The sequence below is a fragment of the Lysinibacillus sp. FSL M8-0134 genome (genome assembly GCF_038069745.1).
GTDB lineage: Bacteria > Bacillota > Bacilli > Bacillales_A > Planococcaceae > Lysinibacillus > Lysinibacillus irui.
This window is the reverse complement of sequence record NZ_JBBPAJ010000001.1, coordinates 1,731,381-1,749,173: the sequence shown is the minus strand read 5'-3', so window position 1 is coordinate 1,749,173 and position 17,793 is coordinate 1,731,381. Positions and strand designations below refer to the sequence as shown.

General features: G+C 39.7%; 17 protein-coding genes. 3 read left to right on the top strand and 14 right to left on the bottom strand.

The features are described 5' to 3' along the window. Positions 1–5: 5 nt before the first annotated feature. The 3 genes from MKY49_RS08590 to MKY49_RS08580 all read right to left on the bottom strand — a co-directional run bounded on the left by MKY49_RS08590 (position 6) and on the right by MKY49_RS08580 (position 1,752). Positions 6–362, bottom strand: coding sequence for a GntR family transcriptional regulator (locus MKY49_RS08590; protein ID WP_274796714.1), 357 nt, complete (start codon positions 360–362; stop codon positions 6–8). Beyond that, on the bottom strand, positions 359–1,144 hold the full coding sequence (locus MKY49_RS08585; protein WP_341385966.1) for a hypothetical protein: 786 nt from the start codon (positions 1,142–1,144) through the stop codon (positions 359–361). The genes MKY49_RS08590 and MKY49_RS08585 overlap by 4 nt, the downstream gene beginning before the upstream one ends. A 383-nt stretch (positions 1,145–1,527) precedes the next feature. Then, a complete protein-coding gene (locus MKY49_RS08580) occupies positions 1,528–1,752 on the bottom strand; it encodes a hypothetical protein (protein WP_322606213.1) in 225 nt (74 codons plus the stop codon). 224 nt (positions 1,753–1,976) lie between these two features. On the opposite strand from MKY49_RS08580, the gene MKY49_RS08575 reads away from it, so the two are divergent. Next, positions 1,977–2,537: an AAA family ATPase gene (locus MKY49_RS08575; RefSeq protein ID WP_274797299.1), complete on the top strand. Its 561-nt coding sequence runs from the start codon at positions 1,977–1,979 to the stop codon at positions 2,535–2,537. Positions 2,538–2,579: 42 nt separating this feature from the next. Then, positions 2,580–3,230, top strand: a complete 651-nt coding sequence (locus MKY49_RS08570; RefSeq protein WP_312507071.1) for an HAD family hydrolase — start codon at positions 2,580–2,582, stop codon at positions 3,228–3,230. 103 nt (positions 3,231–3,333) lie between these two features. Here MKY49_RS08570 and MKY49_RS08565 read toward each other — a convergent pair whose 3' ends face one another. The 4 genes from MKY49_RS08565 to MKY49_RS08550 all read right to left on the bottom strand — a co-directional run bounded on the left by MKY49_RS08565 (position 3,334) and on the right by MKY49_RS08550 (position 8,970). Then, positions 3,334–4,884, bottom strand: coding sequence for a hydantoinase/oxoprolinase family protein (locus tag MKY49_RS08565; RefSeq protein WP_341385965.1), 1,551 nt, complete (start codon positions 4,882–4,884; stop codon positions 3,334–3,336). Further along, positions 4,877–5,980, bottom strand: coding sequence for a DUF917 domain-containing protein (locus tag MKY49_RS08560; RefSeq protein ID WP_341385964.1), 1,104 nt, complete (start codon positions 5,978–5,980; stop codon positions 4,877–4,879). Before MKY49_RS08560 ends, MKY49_RS08565 begins: the two co-directional genes overlap by 8 nt. Beyond that, positions 5,977–7,245, bottom strand: a complete 1,269-nt coding sequence (locus tag MKY49_RS08555; RefSeq protein WP_341385963.1) for a cytosine permease — start codon at positions 7,243–7,245, stop codon at positions 5,977–5,979. The genes MKY49_RS08560 and MKY49_RS08555 overlap by 4 nt, the downstream gene beginning before the upstream one ends. Positions 7,246–7,377: 132 nt before the next feature. Then, entirely contained in the window at positions 7,378–8,970 is a 1,593-nt protein-coding gene (locus MKY49_RS08550) for a PucR family transcriptional regulator (protein ID WP_312507037.1), read from the bottom strand. Positions 8,971–9,121: 151 nt separating this feature from the next. Here MKY49_RS08550 and MKY49_RS08545 point away from each other — a divergent pair, with 151 nt between their 5' ends. Next, positions 9,122–9,976, top strand: a complete 855-nt coding sequence (locus MKY49_RS08545) for a pentapeptide repeat-containing protein (protein ID WP_312507036.1) — start codon at positions 9,122–9,124, stop codon at positions 9,974–9,976. 38 nt (positions 9,977–10,014) lie between these two features. Here the strand turns inward: MKY49_RS08545 and MKY49_RS08540 are convergent, their stop codons facing one another. The 7 genes from MKY49_RS08540 to MKY49_RS08510 all read right to left on the bottom strand — a co-directional run bounded on the left by MKY49_RS08540 (position 10,015) and on the right by MKY49_RS08510 (position 17,703). Beyond that, complete coding sequence (locus MKY49_RS08540) at positions 10,015–11,730, bottom strand: FTR1 family iron permease (RefSeq protein WP_322606217.1); 1,716 nt, start codon at positions 11,728–11,730, stop codon at positions 10,015–10,017. Further along, a complete protein-coding gene (gene efeB, locus MKY49_RS08535; RefSeq protein WP_274796705.1) occupies positions 11,705–12,964 on the bottom strand; it encodes an iron uptake transporter deferrochelatase/peroxidase subunit in 1,260 nt (419 codons plus the stop codon). Before efeB ends, MKY49_RS08540 begins: the two co-directional genes overlap by 26 nt. A gap of 6 nt (positions 12,965–12,970) precedes the next feature. Continuing rightward, a complete protein-coding gene (gene efeO / locus MKY49_RS08530; RefSeq protein ID WP_312507034.1) occupies positions 12,971–13,840 on the bottom strand; it encodes an iron uptake system protein EfeO in 870 nt (289 codons plus the stop codon). A gap of 162 nt (positions 13,841–14,002) precedes the next feature. After that, entirely contained in the window at positions 14,003–15,202 is a 1,200-nt protein-coding gene (locus MKY49_RS08525; protein WP_341385962.1) for an MFS transporter, read from the bottom strand. An 11-nt stretch (positions 15,203–15,213) separates the two neighbouring features. Further along, positions 15,214–15,633: a MarR family winged helix-turn-helix transcriptional regulator gene (locus tag MKY49_RS08520; protein WP_322611777.1), complete on the bottom strand. Its 420-nt coding sequence runs from the start codon at positions 15,631–15,633 to the stop codon at positions 15,214–15,216. 776 nt (positions 15,634–16,409) lie between these two features. Then, positions 16,410–16,532, bottom strand: a complete 123-nt coding sequence (locus MKY49_RS08515) for a hypothetical protein (RefSeq protein ID WP_341385961.1) — start codon at positions 16,530–16,532, stop codon at positions 16,410–16,412. Positions 16,533–16,761: 229 nt separating this feature from the next. Beyond that, on the bottom strand, positions 16,762–17,703 hold the full coding sequence (locus tag MKY49_RS08510; RefSeq protein WP_341385960.1) for a nuclease-related domain-containing protein: 942 nt from the start codon (positions 17,701–17,703) through the stop codon (positions 16,762–16,764). Positions 17,704–17,793 lie beyond the last annotated feature (90 nt).

Sequence of the window (17,793 nt, the reverse complement as noted above, 5' to 3'; positions counted from 1 at the left end):
TCACCTCACCCTTTATTTTTCAAAACAATGAGCATTTCTTCCTTAGAAAATCCTAATGCTTCTATCGACAGTAAAAAATGTTCAGCTAACTGATTCTTCATATCTTCCCGTAACAACTCAATACGTTTCTCATTCGTGGTAATAAATGTACCCTGTCCTCGTTTGGTTTCCGTAATATTCATTGCCTCTAACTCCTTATAAACACGTTGCACCGTATTGACATTGACCCCTGCTTCAACCGCGTATTCTCGAACAGAAGGAAGCCGATCCCCAAGCTCTAGCTTCCCTTTTAAAATATCTCCACAAATTCGATCGACAAGCTGGCTATAAATAGGTTTATCACGCGAAAAATCTATCGTCATCGTAAAACCACCTTTTCAAGCCATCTGGATGCCACTATAAAGAGCACTACCATCAACAAGGTAAAGGCTATTTCTTCTACGGCATACAATGAACCGAGCTTCCATTCCATTGTCGAAACTTTTAATTGTGGTAAAAAAGGTTCTATCTTACGTAAAGGAATAGCTCCATGCTGGAAAATCGTTTGGTACAATGAGCTTTCCGTTATATGAACCCAGGCAGTGGATGTTAAATAAAACGCAAGCATGGTCAACACGATGGAAAAACGGCCAATCACATGCTTCATTTGCAAATAAAAAGCTAAGAAGAATAAGAGAAGAATAAATAGCATTAATTGGAATAAAGTCAATATAATAACAATTAATACTAATACAAACAAAATTTGTCCAATATTTGCAATAAGCTCTTCTTTTATATTAAAGATGGCGATACTCACAAAGATCGTATTAAACAATGAATAGCCTATAAGCGAACAGACCATCTTTGCCCCGATTAACTTCGTGATGGAACTAGTGGAATGAAGCCAGCTCTCCCTAGCTTTAATATCCAACCGCACACTCGCTAAAAATTGCCATATAGAATAAAATCCACCAACGAATAGTACGATAAGCGTAAAAGCAAATGCGAGCTGATGCGCATGGGCAAAAATATCAACGAATTGATGTAATACATAGGGAACAATCCAAGTGAGCATGATGCCAGTAAAAACTGCCACTAGAAACCATGATCGATAAAGTACCCATTCTTTTTTCAAAAGTCCTGCAAAACTCTTCAACCTCAACACCTCGTGTCATAGTGTACTAGTTAGATATTACACTATGACATTTTTCTTCGCAAGTGCCAACTACAAGAAAAAGGAAAATTAGATTAATTTGCAACGTTAGAAGTAGAAAAAGAGAAAATTTTAAAATTTGACCTTAACCAAAATCCACTGTCTCTATTACTGTTATTAAATGAAATGAGGACGATTCAAATGAAATTGTAGAAATGGAAGATGATCCATGCCAACGAAAGAGGATTATTATCTGTATGAGGTCAAAGCAACGTGAAGCAAGGAAAACAATCTTTTATTTTTGATGTAGAGATAGAATAAAGGAATTTTAATCATTGGACTTAATAAACCCCAACATGTCTAACTGTTGGGGCTCCTCGAAAAAAGCACTTCTCCTATTCTTGCCGTTTTTCTAAAAACCAAAAAACGACTGTCAACATGAATAAGATAAGAGGGGTTAAACCAGTATACTTCCAAGCATTAGTTGCTCCGATAAAATAACTTGTAGCGGGTATGGACGTAATGGTACTAACCATCATATACATCCATGAAAGCTTAACTACTGCTAAAACAAAGGCAAAAATCGCGATCACCAAGGATGCACTCCACAGTACTAGCATTCCTCCCCTCCTTTCATTATTTAATGACCTGTTTTCGTTCACTAGCTATGAGTTTAATATACAACATATAGTTTAGCAGGATGCTACCTTCTATTGATTCCCTAGAGACATATACTCTTTCAACGTCATTTATCTATTTATTCTCAATCCAAAGATTGGATATTTATGTTAATATAAACATACGTAAAAAAATAACTTATGAAAACCGTTTACTGGAGGTAGTGATGAAACTTATTCTTATCTTTGGACCCCAAGCAGTGGGAAAGATGACTGTTGGGCAGGAATTGGCAAAAATTACTGATTTGAAGCTTTTTCATAATCATATGACGATTGATTTAGTTGGTCATTTTTTTGATTACAGCACGAAAGAAGGAAAAAGATTAGTCCATTTGTTTCGTCAGGAGATATTTGAAGAAGCCTCAAAAAGCGATATGTATGGCATGATTTTTACGTATGTTTGGGCATTTAATCTACAAGATGACTGGGATTATGTAAATCAAGTTTCCCAGTTGTTTGAATCCCGAGGTGGTACTGTCTACTATGTGGAGCTTGAGGCTGATCTTGAAGAACGACTTGAACGAAATAAAAGCGATAATCGACTGAAGCATAAGCCATCTAAAAGAGATATTGAATGGTCTGAAGCTGACTTAAAAAATTCAATGGATTCATACAGGTTGAATTCATTAGATGGTGAAATTCAGTATTCGAACTATATTAAAATAAACAATACAAAGTTGGATGCACAAGAAGTAGCCAAAATCATCAAACAAACGTTTCATTTCTAGTAAAGTTTAAGGGTGTGAAAACAGTTGAGAGGCTTTCAAGCGATGCTATTTGATTTAGATGATACCTTACTGAATCGAGATCAGGCCGTCGATCATCTATTTTTCTTGATTTTAGATAGATTTTATCAGGATCTTCAGCATTCTGTAAAAAACGACATGTTAGAAAAATTTAAAGCATACGATAAAAAAGACTATGGCATTTCTGATAAAACAACTGTTTTACAATCGTTTTTTGATGAATTTCCACCAAGCTTTCGACTGCCCCACCATGACATGCAAGATTTTTGGAATGATCATTTTCCTCATTGTTTTTCGATCAACCCACAAACGTTGAAAATCATTCAAACAATTAAAATGCATGTAAAAGTTGGTATTATCACAAATGGCACAGTTCAAAGACAAAAAGCTAAAATCATAAATACACAGTTAAATAGTTGCTTTGATGACATCATCATTTCTGAAGAAGTGGGTTACAGCAAGCCCGAAAAACGAATATTTGACTACGCCTTACATCAGCTTCATGTTCAGCCTGAAGTTACATTATTCGTTGGAGATGATATAGAAAAGGATATTGGAGGTTGTCAACGGGCTAACATCAAGGGTATTTGGTTCAATCCCCATCAATTCACAAATGAAACGGACATCAAACCATATGCTGAGATTCAATCGTTGGACCAATTACTGATGAGATAAAAAAAACAATAGGTAAGGCAAGAGGATCACTCCAGCAGAGGATATTTTAATTCAACACGATGAAAGGAAGAGCCTTATTTACCTAAGACTCTTCCTTTTAACGTTATACCATTTTCCCTACTACTTTTACTTTTAATCTTGTTGCATTTTCTGGATGGTAGGCTAGTGGCGTTTCTTCCACTTCTACAAGCTCAATCGTATCTGCAAGGGCCCCTGCTAACACGGCTTGTTTTACTGCTTTATTTTCGGCGTCCCTCAGTGATTCCTCACGAGGCTCTTTGGAATAAATATAAATTTGCTCATATTGGCCACTAATTTGTGCGATGGAGGCACCAATGGCATTCGCAACACCACCATTTTCATTTTTTACAATTTTGGAAACACCGCGAATGCTGTCAGGTACAATGATACTGCCACCACCGACTAAGACTAGTGATACATCCTCAGATGAGGTTTTCATTTTATCAATGGCTTGCTCCAATAACAAAGAAATTTCTTCTTGAACAGCTTTAGCAAATGCCTCATCAATATGAGCCACTAAATTACGATCGCCTACATTGGCTAAACCAAGACGTACAGCAATATCGGTTGTTGTCAAAGTTGAGCCTCCAAATACGAGTGCTTCTTCACTAATTTTATAGCCTACACTATCTGGTCCTACAGTAATTTTGTCGTCCTTCACCCGAACAATACTACCACCACCGAGTCCGACCGAAATAATATCTGGCATTCTAAAGTTCGTACGGATGTCCCCTACTTCCACGGCAACGGACGATTCACGCGGGAATCCATCCTGTAACACACCTATATCGGAAGTTGTTCCACCCACGTCCAACACCATTGTATTTTGAATTTGGGATAGATACGAAGCGCCTCGAATACTGTTTGTTGGCCCACATGCAATCGTCAGGATTGGGAATTGCTTCGCGTAATCTATCGACATTAACGTCCCATCATTCTGACATAAGTAAACATCCACGTTAAAAATACCTTCCGCTTGAAGTGCCTGAATAAAGCCCTGGGTTGTCGTTTCGATGACCTTACATAAAGCAGCATTGAGAATCGTTGCATTTTCACGTTCAATTAATCCAACCGAACCAATTAGGGATGAGCAGGAAATGGGGAAATCCTCTCCATAGGCTTCTTGAATCCATTGACGAACCTGTAATTCTTGGTCATTTTTAATTGAAGAAAAGACACCTACAATCGCAATCGATTCTACTTCATCCTGCCATTCTTTTAATAGCTTCTTAATTTCTTCCTGATCAAGTGCACTTAGTAATTGGCCATCGTATTCATAGCCACCATGAGCAATCGCATAATTACCTGATAATTTATCAATCATATCTGTTGGCCAAGCTGTGTAAGGTAACACTGAGGCTGTTGCTGGATAGCCTAATCGAATGACGCCGACCTTCGCGAGCTTTTTACGTTCCACAATGGCATTTGTACATTGCGTTGTCCCTAACATCGCATGGGTAATTTTTGTTTTATCAATGTTGGCACCTTGTAGTAATTGTTGCAAGGACTTTTCAATACCCGTTTTAATATCTAAACTTGTTGGTGATTTCACACTATAAATTAGCTGACTATTATGGTCTAAAAGGATCGCATCTGTGTTTGTTCCACCTACATCAATTCCAATTTTATACATGTTCTGCAACCTCCTTTTTCACCATTTCTTCAATTGGCACGTAATCGTAATCATAGCCAAAGTATTTTGGTCCAGCCGTTTCAATCCCTTTAGCGGTACGCCACTTTTCATGAGCTGGTAGGCCAATTACGCGCACTCGTTTGCCGTATTTTAGACTTTCTGTTGTCACAGGCAGCAATGTTTCATAATCAACCAGACAGATAAGATCTGGCGTCATCGCTACCACTTTATCATTCTTCTCTGCTAATAGATTTTCATTTTGGAAATGAACTTTCATTTGATCATTTTTATAATGAGCAATGCCTTCAAGATTCATTTTACCTAGGTTAAAGCCACCCTTTGTTTCACGAATAACATCTACAATTTTCCCTTGGAATAGCTCAAAGCCCTTCACAAGCTCTAAAAGATGTTGTAGCTTATCGTTTACCTCTTGATTTTTCGAGGCAATAATTTCACCGATTTTTTCTGAAAGTGTCACGATATGATGCACACCGCTTTGCTTGATTTGCGCACCCGTTGTTGGATACAAGCTTACTAATGAGCTAGCTCCCATTTCGACAGTTGCCGACCGTGCGATACGCTCTGTCCATTTATTATCAATCGTTTCAAAAATACCAATATTCCCTTTTTCATCTGTAATGGCCATAGGTGTTGCCGAAATTCCATCAAGGTTAAATGTCACCATTTGTAACTCAGGAAATGCACGACCCATTCCATCACAATCAATTAACGGTAACCCTAGCTGTGCAGCAACTACAATCGGAATCATCGAGTTGACCCCACCCGCTTCCATCGGGTATGTTCCAGCAATTTTTTCTTTACCCAAATACTGAGCAAGCTTTTGGAAAACTTTCACGAATTCATCACCACGTGGAAATTTCTCTACTAACACAGATGGTGCACCCATCATAGCTGCTGGAATGAAAAAGTCATCGTCTGAAATTTCATCCACTGAATACAATTTTACAGGCCCATTTTTTTCGATGGCAGAAAGGGCCATTAGCTTCCCAATATAAGGATCTCCTCCTCCACCTGTTCCTAGAAATGCTGCCCCAATGGCAATATGTTCAATTGCTGCTTGATCTAAATATCTCATCTATGTTCCTCCAGTATGACAGTTTTTTGTACGGATACTCGATAGCCAATATAATAAATAAGGAAAGAAATAAGGATGCCGATCATCGGTTGGTTTGGTAATGGTGGCAATTCAGGGAATAAGGAGAAGACTACTGGCATACAGGCAATCACTGCGCCAACAAGCCAAGAAAACACCCCTAATCGATTCACACCTTCAACCTCATGCCAGCTATCTATCTTCCCTCGATGAATGACCCAATAAGAAGCAATCATCACACCTGCAACAGGTGGAATCATAGCTGATAAGATGGACATGATGGGTGTAAAATAATTTAAAATTCCTACCACGGCCAGTACCGTACCAATTGTTCCCGCGACACCAATCGCTAATCGTTCTTTGTTTTTAGCAATATCGAATACATTTATTAAAGCAATACCGCCTGAAATCGCATTTACCAAGTTGGTTTTCCATGTCGCTAAAATTAAACCAACCCCACCAATAAACGGTGTAGCGATATGCAGAAAGACAGCTGTAATATCACTTGTTTGGTAGGCAATGGTTAAAATAGCCCCAACTGCAATCATCAGCACACCTGCTGGAATAATCCCCAATGTAGCTGCTTTGACAACATCTGAACGTTTTTTGGAAAATTGTGAATAATCACCTGCTATGACGGCCCCTAAGGCAAACGATCCAATGGTAACGGCTAAACCATCCATAAAGCTCATATTGCCTTGTGGCTGATAATCGCGTATGAGCTGAAGCTGATCGCCTGATAATGTTTGACCTAAACCGTAAAGACAAATGATTACGAGTAAAGGTACTGCAATATAGCTTAAAATACGCAACACTTTCATTCCATAAAGCGCTGAAACAACCATCACCATTCCACTTATGAATGAAGCAAGCGGAATCGGTATATTCACATGATAAATGGCTAACAAATTGGCTAAGGCGACCCCACAAACATTGGCCTGAATACCAAACCATCCTAAGCAGGCAATGGCTAAAATGATGGACAAGATTGTTCGAGAGCCTTTTTTACCAAACACTTGCCCAGCAACATGGACAGTTGGTTTTCCTAAATCACTGCTTTGCATTCCTTGTAAAACCATAATGAACACGACAATTGCGTAGCCTACAAAAGCAACCGCAAGTGCCTTTGATAAACTCATATTGGTAATGAGTGCGTTACCTACTAATAAACTGGGAATACAAATCATGGCGCCAGCCCAAATAATACCCAAGCTATACCAAGACTGACTTTTATTATTATTTTGCATGTGACTCCCTCCTTCTACTTAGGTGGTGGATTAATGTTTTTTATTATAAAAGAAAGGAAGGCGTCACGTCTTTTGCGTAAATGAAAAAAATAATCTGAAATTTTGTTCAAATTGACAAAATTTCAGATTATTCTAATCATTAATCAAGCGATACAGCATACAAGCCATATACACATCGTAAAATTCTGAGTACACTGTCACATCTGTGCCAATCTGCTCACTAATTTTTTTAATACGATATTTCACTGTATTTTTATGAATATAAAGGAGCTCCGCACAGCGCTCCACACTAGCATTCGCATCCAATAAAAAGGTAATCAATGTTTGCAAGGAATCACGCTCCCGCAAAATGGGTTCTATGACAGACAGATGTTCTTCAATGATTTCTTCTCCCTGCCTACTAACATCTATAGCCCTTTTCATCGAACGTACCTCTGCTGCTGTAAACAACGTTCGCATGGGATAAATGGTATGCGCCTTAGCCCCTACCTGATTAACCAATTGATACATTTGGCGCACAGACTTTGTATTTTTCATTTTAGGTGCATAAACGATTTCCGCAATTTGATCATCAAAATTGGTGGTTTCACAATATTCGACTGCAATGTCAAACTCATGGTGCTTATAAAGACAATTCCCTAACAGCACAATAACACATTGATCCATGCACTGTATTACTCTTGTTTGGTAATATGTTGACAGTTGCTCATCTAATTCATCTCGAATTCTTTTTTCATCGGCAAGATCATGCATGTACACTAACCACATCATCTGAATGGCAGAAACATCAATATGAAGGAGATTTGCTAATCTTCTCATTTTCTCACTTTCATCATTGATAATAGCTTTGACTAAGGCATATTCACTTACCTCATCATGCTTATCCCCCCATAAATTAATCGCAACTTGCACCACTTCACTTACTTTATCAATCGTTTTAGTTGGCAGTTTTGTATTTTCTTTTATCAGAAATAGATAAAGAGGCTCGCCATTTTTTTGGTGTACTTTTTTATATTCAACAACACAGGAGACAGTACTTCGTTGGAACTCGAATGTTCCTGCTTCTCGATGGAAATTCGATTGGCTACATTCCGCAATGACCTTCGCCACATCTAATGTTGAATTTCGTGGCCACATCACTTGGTTCACAATATCAAAATGACTATTCGTTAGCAGAATATTGGCTTTCAAACGATCCGAAAGCATTTTTAACGTAATTTCTACACTTCTTAAATGCTCTGGCAGTAAGGATACCTTTTCTAACGTCTCTTTGACAAAATGATCATTGACTCCTTGATGACTAATAATGGCTTCCATAACCTCATAAATAACCTCATTATAGCGCAGGGAATAATCATTTCTTGGCATACAGATGATAATAAAGCCCTGTGATTCTGCTAGTGTCAGAACCTCCTCTGGAATATCAGGCAACACAATCCCTACATAATATAAAATAAGACCTAGCTCGCCTAAATCATGTAAATGCTGAATCGTTTCACATTGCTGTTCCACACTATCTCGAATGGAATAAAATGAGCTAATAACAAGCTCCTCTGCATACCATTCCTCTTGTACACGGTTAATAATTCTGGAATAAAAATCAACATTCGATACTTCTAACACGGATAAAGAAGATACAGTACGATGAAGATTATCTCGACCCGTTAAAACCTCTGCCCCTCGAAAGGATGGCAAATGTAATAATTCATTGACCGTTACCCCCATGTTCAACCACCACTTTTCTCTACAACATCTTTTGAAGAAGAATACCATATCCCCTATAATCTTTCAAAAACCATTTTCTCTCTTGTTCAACTTCAAGTGTGTAAGTGATAAAATAAAAACTAAGTTTAGAAGGTAAGAGAGGAATTTAACCATGTCAAATCTGACAAATAGAGATTCATCAGTGGGCATAAACATCCGCGAGAGCTTACAGGCTGATTGTCAAAGCTGTTTTGGCTTATGCTGTACGGCTTTAAATATTGTTGCTTCAAGTGACTTTGCGATCAATAAACCAGCAGGCTCACCATGCCCCAATTTGCAGGATAATTATAGCTGTCACATTCATAGTGAACTAAGAGAAACAGGCTTCAAAGGCTGTACGGTTTTTGATTGCTTAGGTGCAGGACAGCAGGTTTCACAAGTCACGTTTCAGGGGCAAGATTGGCGACAATCCCGTGAGCATGCTGACAAGATGTTTCGAGTATTTCCAATGATGGAACAGCTTTACGAAATGATTGCGTATGTGGCAGAGGCATTATCCTATCCAGTGAATAACGACCTTTACGAGCAGCTTCTAGCTCAATTGGAATTGCTCCAACAAACAACAGAATTAGATGCAGATGCCTTATTAGCACTGGATATGGTAGCTATACGTGTGCCTGTCAATGCACTATTGCTCAAAACAAGCGAACAAATTCGTCTACATAGCCTAAAGGGGAAAGCTTCTAAACAATTGAATCAGCGTGGGGCTGATTGGATGGGCAAAAATTTAAAGGGCAAAGATTTACGTGGAACGGACCTTCGAGGTGGCTATTTAATTGCGGCCAATTTACAAGATGCTAATTTACGAGAGGTAGATTTCATCGGAGCTGATTTGCGGGATGCCAATTTGCGCGGTGCAGACCTGTCGACAAGTATGTTTTTAACCCAAATGCAAATCAATGCAGCACAGGGTGATCGCTACACGAAATTACCTTCCTATATAAAGCGACCTGCCCATTGGCAATAAAAAAGGTAGATGACGTTTTCAGTCATCTACCTTTCTCTTTAAGCTTGTTTCTTTTTATAGATGACAGTAGCTGCCACTAACACTAGTAAAATAGCTTGACCAATCATTGTTTCCACAGTTGGATAGAAGCCAATCAAGCTCATAACCGGTAAGCGATCGACAATTGTTGAAGACAAATGATCAGTGAGCTGCAATGTATGCAGGCTAACACCAATAATTTTAAAGGCTAATACGTAAATTAAAATGGTCGCTACCGCAAAGAATTTATGAACTGGAATTTTGCCACTTGCTTTAAACAAGACAATGGCAAGTACTGCAAGAATCAGCAGTGCTACGACAATCCCGAGGATAAATTGTGAGGTCTCCATTTTCGGGGCAATACCCGCATAAAAGACAAGTGTTTCCGCCCCTTCACGAAAGACTGACAAGAAGCTGATTGCAGCCATTGCCACAATAGAGCCACTGGAAATAGCCTGACCCATTTGCTTCGAAATATAGCGATTCCAACTGACCACATTGGATTTACTATGCAGCCAAATGCCGACACCAATCATCATGGCAGCCGCTAATAAGCCGACATAGCCTTCCATTAATTCTCGATTCGTATCAATCGTAGCTGAATTTAAAATGGTCGACATAAGAATAGCTGCGACGGCTGATAATAACACACCGACAAATGCACCAACATAAATCCATTTTCGCATCTTCTTCTGACCTGATTTTTCAAGAAATGATACTAAGGCTAAAATAATAAGTAATGCCTCTAGTCCTTCACGTAGCAAAATTAATGCGGCGTCCCATATTGTATAATCGGAATCACCTTGGATGAGCTCGATTTCAGTACGGAATGTATCTAATTGCTTTGTCAGTGCTTCTTGATTTACAGTAGATTTTAATAAATCACTCGCAATAATAGGCATATCACTTTCAATTTTCGTATAAAGACTGCCATTTCGTGTGGAGATTTCAATTTCTACACTTGGCCATATCGTAATAAACTCACGCACTTTATTTGAAGCCGACTGATAATCACCAGCATCAATGAAATCTTGAGCCTCGTCAATATAGGCAATCAATGTAGCTAAAGAATAGTCACCTTCTACTACTTCAGCTGTTTCCTTTCCTGCCACAAAATCCTCAATCGTTTTTTGTAAATCGGCAAATTGAGTTTTCATTAGCGCTATATCTGGTTCCTCAGCGGAAATAGAAATACGAAGAAATGCCATTTGTGTTTCGATTTGCCCATACATCGCAATACTTTGCTCCCGCACAGGTCGTTCATTTTTATTCCATTTATTATTAAAATCTTTATAAGCTTCGTCAATGGCCTGACGATCTCCGCTTGCCAAAGCCTGTTCAAAGTCTGCCATAATTGGCTTAAATTTTTGTCCAAACTCTGTTCGCTGTGCCGCTTCATCAACAGGATTTTCAAGCTTTTCTAAGTCACGTAACGCATTCGATAGAGCCGACAGCGCCTGTAAACGTTGTTCCTTGGAAGTGGCATTCGTGGCCTGTTGAAGAATTTTATCGACTTTGGCTTTTGCCTCTGTTTGTTCTGAAGAAACGTTAGCCCAGTCCGTAGCAAATTGTTCAAGAGCTTGCTTGGCCTCCGTCTCTTTATCCTGCTTTGTATTCATCAATGCATCACTGATCGCAATATATAAATGACTATAAGATTGCGCAGCTTGCACAGGCAAAGCTAAAATCAGGATGAAGGCGATGACCATACTACAGCGCATTAAAAAGTGCTTCACCTAAATAACTCCCCTTTTGTACACCAGGGAAGCAAGCAAACACGGCACTGCCTCGATGGGTAATGTACTCATTCATTTTATCCATTCGTCCTAAGCTATTTTGGATTGTTGTAAATTGGGCTGGGTCCTTTTGAAAGGAGATAAAAATAAGCCCTGCATCATGGGTTCCTGTATTTGACATAACACCTGATGCATATGAATAGGAACGACGTAAAATACGCGCACCTGATTTCCGTGCCAAATGGACATGTGATGTATCAGGCATAATATAGTTCCCTTTCTCATCCTTAGCCTCTACATCAAAATCATCAAATTCCTTTGTTTTGCCAAAGGGTGCCCCACTGTCACGGTAACGTCCAAAGGTTGCTTCTTGATCTTTCAATGATGTGCGATCCCATGTTTCAAGATGCATTTGAACTTTACGCGCAATTAAATAAGAGCCGCCTTTTAGCCAGCCTTTATCCACCCATACAACCTTATTTAAATCTTTCTCATCCGTAATCGCTGGATTCACGGTGCCGTCCTTGAAGGCAAAGAGATTTCGCGGTGTTCCTCCACCAGCAGGAAACGAGTTAAAGCCAGCCTGAGACCATTTAATTTCTACTTTACCAGATGCAGCTCGCACTAAATTTCGTACAGCATGGAAAGCCACCTGCGGATCATCTGCACATGCTTGAATACACAAATCACCGCCTGTATATTCCTTCTGTAGCTGATCTTTCGGGAAATGTGGTAAATCTTTAAGTTCTGCCGGTTTTAAATGCTGCATGCCAAGCTTATCGAAGAGCGATGGACCAACACCAATCGTAATAGATAAATTAGCCGCATCTAAGCCCTCTGCCTCTCCTGTATCACCAGTTGGCACTCTTGTATTCGTCGATACATCCACCATTAATTCACCGTTCATTAAACGAACAACAAGAGGTGTCCACTGCTGGAACAACTCTTGTAGCTCTTTCTTCGTTGTCACTAAAACATCCAAAGAAGCAAAATAAATATTCTTTTGCACAGGTGTCACAATACCTGACTGATGCTTGCCATAAAAATTGACCTTATTGCTAGCTGTCGTACTATCTTCTACCGTTTCAAAGACATTATAGCCCATTGCTTTCATGACACCGCCTAAGCCAGAAGCACCGATGGCAACACCTGCAACCCCAATGCCTGTCAGCTTCAGCATATCACGTCTAGAAATTTTCTTATTGATCCATTTTTCATCGTTTGATGTTGTCATTTATGTTCACTCCAAAATGATCCCCATTTGACTTAATGGTTCTCCAAGCTGATTAACAGCTGCCGCAAGTGCTTTTGTGTTGTCCTCTGTTAATTCCTCGAATGACACATAGCCACCATTAGCCGTTGCATGCTGTGCTAATAAATCGTCCACTGCCTTAAATTTTTCATCAAGTGTGGCCACTAATTTTTCATCTTTTGCTTCTAATTTTGAGCGTAGAATATCAAAGATTTTTTCTGCCCCTTCAATATTCGCTTTAAAATCATAAAGGTCTGTATGGGAATAAATTTCTTCCTCACCTGTAATTTTAGATGTCGATACTTCATTTAATAAGTCTACTGCACCTGTTATCATTAAATCCGGCGTCACTTCAACTGTTTGCACAAGAGCGTGCAATTCCTTCGCATCTGCAAGTAGCTGATCTGCTACAGCTTCATAGCCTTTTGTTGTATTTTCTTCCCATAATGCATACTCAAGCTTATGGTAGCCAGACCATTCTTCCTCGCCCTTGCCTTCGTCTTTGATATCTGCTAAACGTCCATCAATACGTGGATCTAGGTCTCCAAAGCTTTCTGCGATTGGCTCAGAGCGCTCAAAGTACATACGTGCTGGTGCATACGCTGCTTTTGCGCCTTCAATATCGCCTGCCTTGAATAAGTTCACAAATTTCTCTGTTTCTAGTAAAAATTGATCCATTTGCTCTAACGCAAATTGTTGATAGGCAGATAGTTCATTAGTTAAATCGACTGCTTGTGTGGCTTGCTCTGACTGCTCTGTTGCCGGCTTGTCCTCTTTTTTTACTTCTTCTGTATCGCCACAGCCAGCCATTAGAATGCCTCCAGCTACTAATACTGACAATAATGATTTATTTTTCATCCTTCGTTCCTACTTCCGAATTAGTTTTATATTGTGATGATAATGATTATCATCCTCCATTGCAATATATTTTTTTTGAAAAAGAAAAAAACGTCATTTTTCAGTTGATCTACACAGCCAACTAGAAAAAAGACGTTTTTTCTACAATATAATGATTCTAATCTACGAAATATTCGCTTGTTTCATTTTCTCATGTTTCCCATGTAAGAAATAATAAAGCACAATCGATACTAAAATGACAAACACCATCGAAAAGAAAATGGCGCTATAGCCCATAGAGGGAACAAATAATCCTAAGAAATAAGGCCCGACGCCTAAACCGAAATCGTAAAATATAAAATAAGTCGAAGTAGCTAGTCCTAAACGCTCATTAGGTGTTACTTTGATCGCAATGGCCTGTGCAACGGAGTTGAAGTTACCATAACCAATACCAATACATGCAGCAGCAATTAAAAGAGCCATCGTAGTCGTCGCTGAGCTAAAAGCATACATACCGATAGCAAAAATAACTAAGCATGGGTAAATAATGATATTGGCTCCTCTTGTATCAAGTAGTTTTCCTGTAAATGGACGTGTAGCCAAAATCACAATGGCATAAATAATAAAGAAATAACTACCGGCTGATACAAGATTTAACTCTTTAGCATAAAAGGTCATAAAGGACATAACACCTGAATAGGCAAAGCCAATCACAAGTGCAACAAAGGCGATAGGCACAGCACGCATCTCAATAAAGTTTGTCACCTTAAAGCCAGCCTTCACAGCTGAATCCTTCGCTTTCTTCGGTGCATCTGGCACTGTCACGATAAAATACATAAAAAAGCAAATAATAGCTAAAACGGAATCCACGGCAAAAATCATACGATAATCTTCAAAAAGCTGTGTTAATAAAATACCAATAAATGGTCCAATAGCTGTAGCTAAAATCGCACTTAAGCTATAATAACCAATCCCTTCACCACGTCGCTCAGGTGGTAAAATTTGCGCAATAATCGTCCCTGTTGCTGTACTAGCGATACCAAGGGCAATCCCCTGCACTAGACGATTTAACATCAGCAATGGCAAATTACCTGCTATAAAGTAAGACATCGTGGACAACATAAATAATAGTAATCCACAAAATAATGTTTTTTTACTACCCCAATCACCAATAATACGTCCTGTACCAAGACGTCCTATCAGTGTCCCGATAATAAAAATACTCGAAACAAGCCCTGCTGTACTTGTCGAAGCATTAAAATGCTCCACAGCATATGCCGCAATCGTAACCATTAATAAATAAAAGATTAACGTAATGGTAAAATTAATAAGTGAGACAATTAAAAAATCCTTTGTCCATAGTTTCTTTCTGGTTGCTTCCACGTTACTCTCTCCTATTGATTGATATTCATACAAATTCTTGCTAAAACCTTGGTCGCAATTTCAATCTCTTGCTCTGGCACACCTGCTAGGGCCTGCTCAAAAAACGGACTCAAATGCAACTTAATCTCCTGCACCAGCTCATCACCATGCGCCGATAAATGGACAAGCTTCTCACGCTTATCCTTGCCCGCTACTGTCTCCACATAGCCTAACTCCACAAGCTTATGCACAAGCTTCGTCACACTCGGCTTCTCGATCGACATAAAAGTAGCGATATCTACAAATGAATGTGGACCTCTATCTTTCAAAAAACGCAGTACAGCCCACTGCGAACTATATAACTGATAAGGCTCAAGCTGCACATTCAGCTGATTAATAAAAGGCCTATACATTAAACGATACTGATTAAAAAACTCCTGCTCAATCGTCACAACATCACTTCCTTTTAAATTAGTTAGCCTAGCTAACTATATACCTAAAAACTCTATTTGTCTAGTAGGAAATAAGCGAAACGTCGCTCTTGGGGTATGTGCTATTAGCCTGGGATGTGTGGTTTTGAGAGAGGTCTCCTTCACTTTTATTGCTCTATCCTTCACTTTCAGCATCCTATCCTCTCACTTCTCTCTGCCTATCCTCCACTTTCTCCGCTCTATCCACCACTTCGCGCGGTCTATCCTTCACTTTCTCCTTCTTATCCGTCACTTTTTGCATTCTATCCTCCTGCTTCATGCGTATCCTTCACTTTCTCCGCTCTATCCACCACTTCGCGCGTTCTATCCGCTACTTTCTCAACCTTATCCGTCACTTTCAGCTTTCTATCCACCCACTTCACGCGTATCCTCCACTTTCCCCGCTCTATCCTTCACCTCGCGCGTTCTATCCGCTTCTTTCTCAACCTTATCCGTCACTTTCAGCTTTCTATCCACCCACTTTACGCGTATCCTCCACTTTCTCCGCCTCTATCCTTCACTTCGCGCGTTCTATCCGCTTCTTTCTCAACCTTATCCGTCACTTTCAGCATTCTATCCACCTACTTCATGCGTATCCTCCACTTTCCCCGCTCTATCCACCACTTCGCGCGGTCTATCCGCTACTTTTAACTCTCTATCCTTCACTTTTTGCATTCTATCCACCTGCTTCATGCGTATCCTACACTTTCCCCGCTCTATCCACCACTTCGCGCGGTCTATCCGCTACTTTCTCCTTCTTATCCGTCACTTTGAGCATCGTATCCACCTGCTTCACGCGTATCCTCCACTTCCCCCGCTCTATCCTTCACTTCGCGTGTTCTATCCGCTACTTTCTCAACCTTATCCGTCACTTTCAGCATTCTATCCACCCACTTCACGCGTATCCTACACTTTCCCCGCTCTATCCATCACTTCGCGCGTTCTATCCGCCACTTTCTCCTTCTTATCCGTCACTTTGAGCATTCTATCCACCTGCTTCAAGCGTATCCCCCACTTTCTCCGCTCTCTAGCAACCTATTTCAAGCGCCATTCCCCTCTACAACACCAAAAGCTACAATTCAGACCGCTTGAATTGTAGCTTTTAGCTCTCTATTCCATAATCCAATATTTTCGATGCTTTTTGACACCCTCCGCTTTCAATGGGAGTTGTTGTAACAACTTGTATGCAAGGTTTGGGGATGCAATGGCAAAGAATTCCCGAAAACTTCGATTGGTCAGCTGCTGCCCGACTAGTAACCTGTAGTCCTCTAATGTTCGAACCAATGCATCATCGTCCACCAATCCACAGCGTGGGCACGTCCATTTTTTATAGTGATACGATAATCGCTGCCCATTAACACATTGTGGACATAACACACCTTTCGTCATTTCCTTGAGCGGTACCTCTACCTCTTTTTTCAACTTTGTTTGCAGGGATAATAAAAGGTTGGCGAATCGCAAAAGGTCTACTCTTACTCTAGGTTGATGCCGCTCCATCCATTTTTGTAGATTAAATCGTAACCCTGCCACATGAAAGATAGGCAGCCCCTCAAATCCTTTTGTCAAAATACCATTTCTCGTTGCCAATACCACCGCATGCAAAACTGGTAAATCAATCCGTTCCTTCTGTACTAGTTTTTTCATCCATACTACATGCCGTTCCAGCTGAAGAAATGGATCCGTCATGCCTTCGACTGCACCATCTGCGGTCGTACGTGTTAATTGAGCGAATGAAGCATCGTATGAAAGTTTGCCTGTAATATTTTTGATTTCTAGGATGAGGACAAAGTAAGGACAGAGAAAGATGGTGTCCATTTGATGGGTAGAACCAAAATCATTCATTGTTTGAAAGTCATGGAGAAAATAGTGGGGGGATGGTAAGTCTAGTTCAAGCCATTTTGCATCAACGAGCTGTTCACCAGCGAATCCTGCCTGTAGACGCCTTAAATGCTCACAATAAAATGTATATTCACTATGGGATACAGGAAGTCTTTGTATAAGTGCCTCTAGCATCTTTTGCGTCTCTGATGTTTGACGTGCTAATAAAATCATCTAATCACCTCCTGCCATGATTATATAAAAAAAGAACCTCAACGAATGAGGTTCCTAAAAACTTGTTATATAGAATGTTTAAAATAAATA

Excerpts from the sequence above, each read along its gene's own strand:
- MKY49_RS08510 (WP_341385960.1), bottom strand. The coding sequence starts at position 17,703 with ATGATTTTATTAGCACGTCAAACATCAGAGACGCAAAAGATGCTAGAG.
- MKY49_RS08590 (WP_274796714.1), bottom strand. The coding sequence starts at position 362 with ATGACGATAGATTTTTCGCGTGATAAACCTATTTATAGCCAGCTTGTC.
- MKY49_RS08555 (WP_341385963.1), bottom strand. The coding sequence starts at position 7,245 with ATGCAAAATAATAATAAAAGTCAGTCTTGGTATAGCTTGGGTATTATT.
- MKY49_RS08575 (WP_274797299.1), top strand. The coding sequence starts at position 1,977 with ATGAAACTTATTCTTATCTTTGGACCCCAAGCAGTGGGAAAGATGACT.
- MKY49_RS08570 (WP_312507071.1), top strand. The coding sequence starts at position 2,580 with ATGCTATTTGATTTAGATGATACCTTACTGAATCGAGATCAGGCCGTC.
- MKY49_RS08580 (WP_322606213.1), bottom strand. The coding sequence starts at position 1,752 with ATGCTAGTACTGTGGAGTGCATCCTTGGTGATCGCGATTTTTGCCTTT.
- efeO (WP_312507034.1), bottom strand. The coding sequence starts at position 13,840 with ATGAAAAATAAATCATTATTGTCAGTATTAGTAGCTGGAGGCATTCTA.
- MKY49_RS08550 (WP_312507037.1), bottom strand. The coding sequence starts at position 8,970 with ATGGGGGTAACGGTCAATGAATTATTACATTTGCCATCCTTTCGAGGG.
- MKY49_RS08560 (WP_341385964.1), bottom strand. The coding sequence starts at position 5,980 with ATGAGATATTTAGATCAAGCAGCAATTGAACATATTGCCATTGGGGCA.
- efeB (WP_274796705.1), bottom strand. The coding sequence starts at position 12,964 with ATGACAACATCAAACGATGAAAAATGGATCAATAAGAAAATTTCTAGA.
- MKY49_RS08515 (WP_341385961.1), bottom strand. The coding sequence starts at position 16,532 with ATGCTGAAAGTGACGGATAAGGTTGAGAAAGTAGCGGATAGAACACGC.
- MKY49_RS08565 (WP_341385965.1), bottom strand. The coding sequence starts at position 4,884 with ATGTATAAAATTGGAATTGATGTAGGTGGAACAAACACAGATGCGATC.
- MKY49_RS08545 (WP_312507036.1), top strand. The coding sequence starts at position 9,122 with ATGTCAAATCTGACAAATAGAGATTCATCAGTGGGCATAAACATCCGC.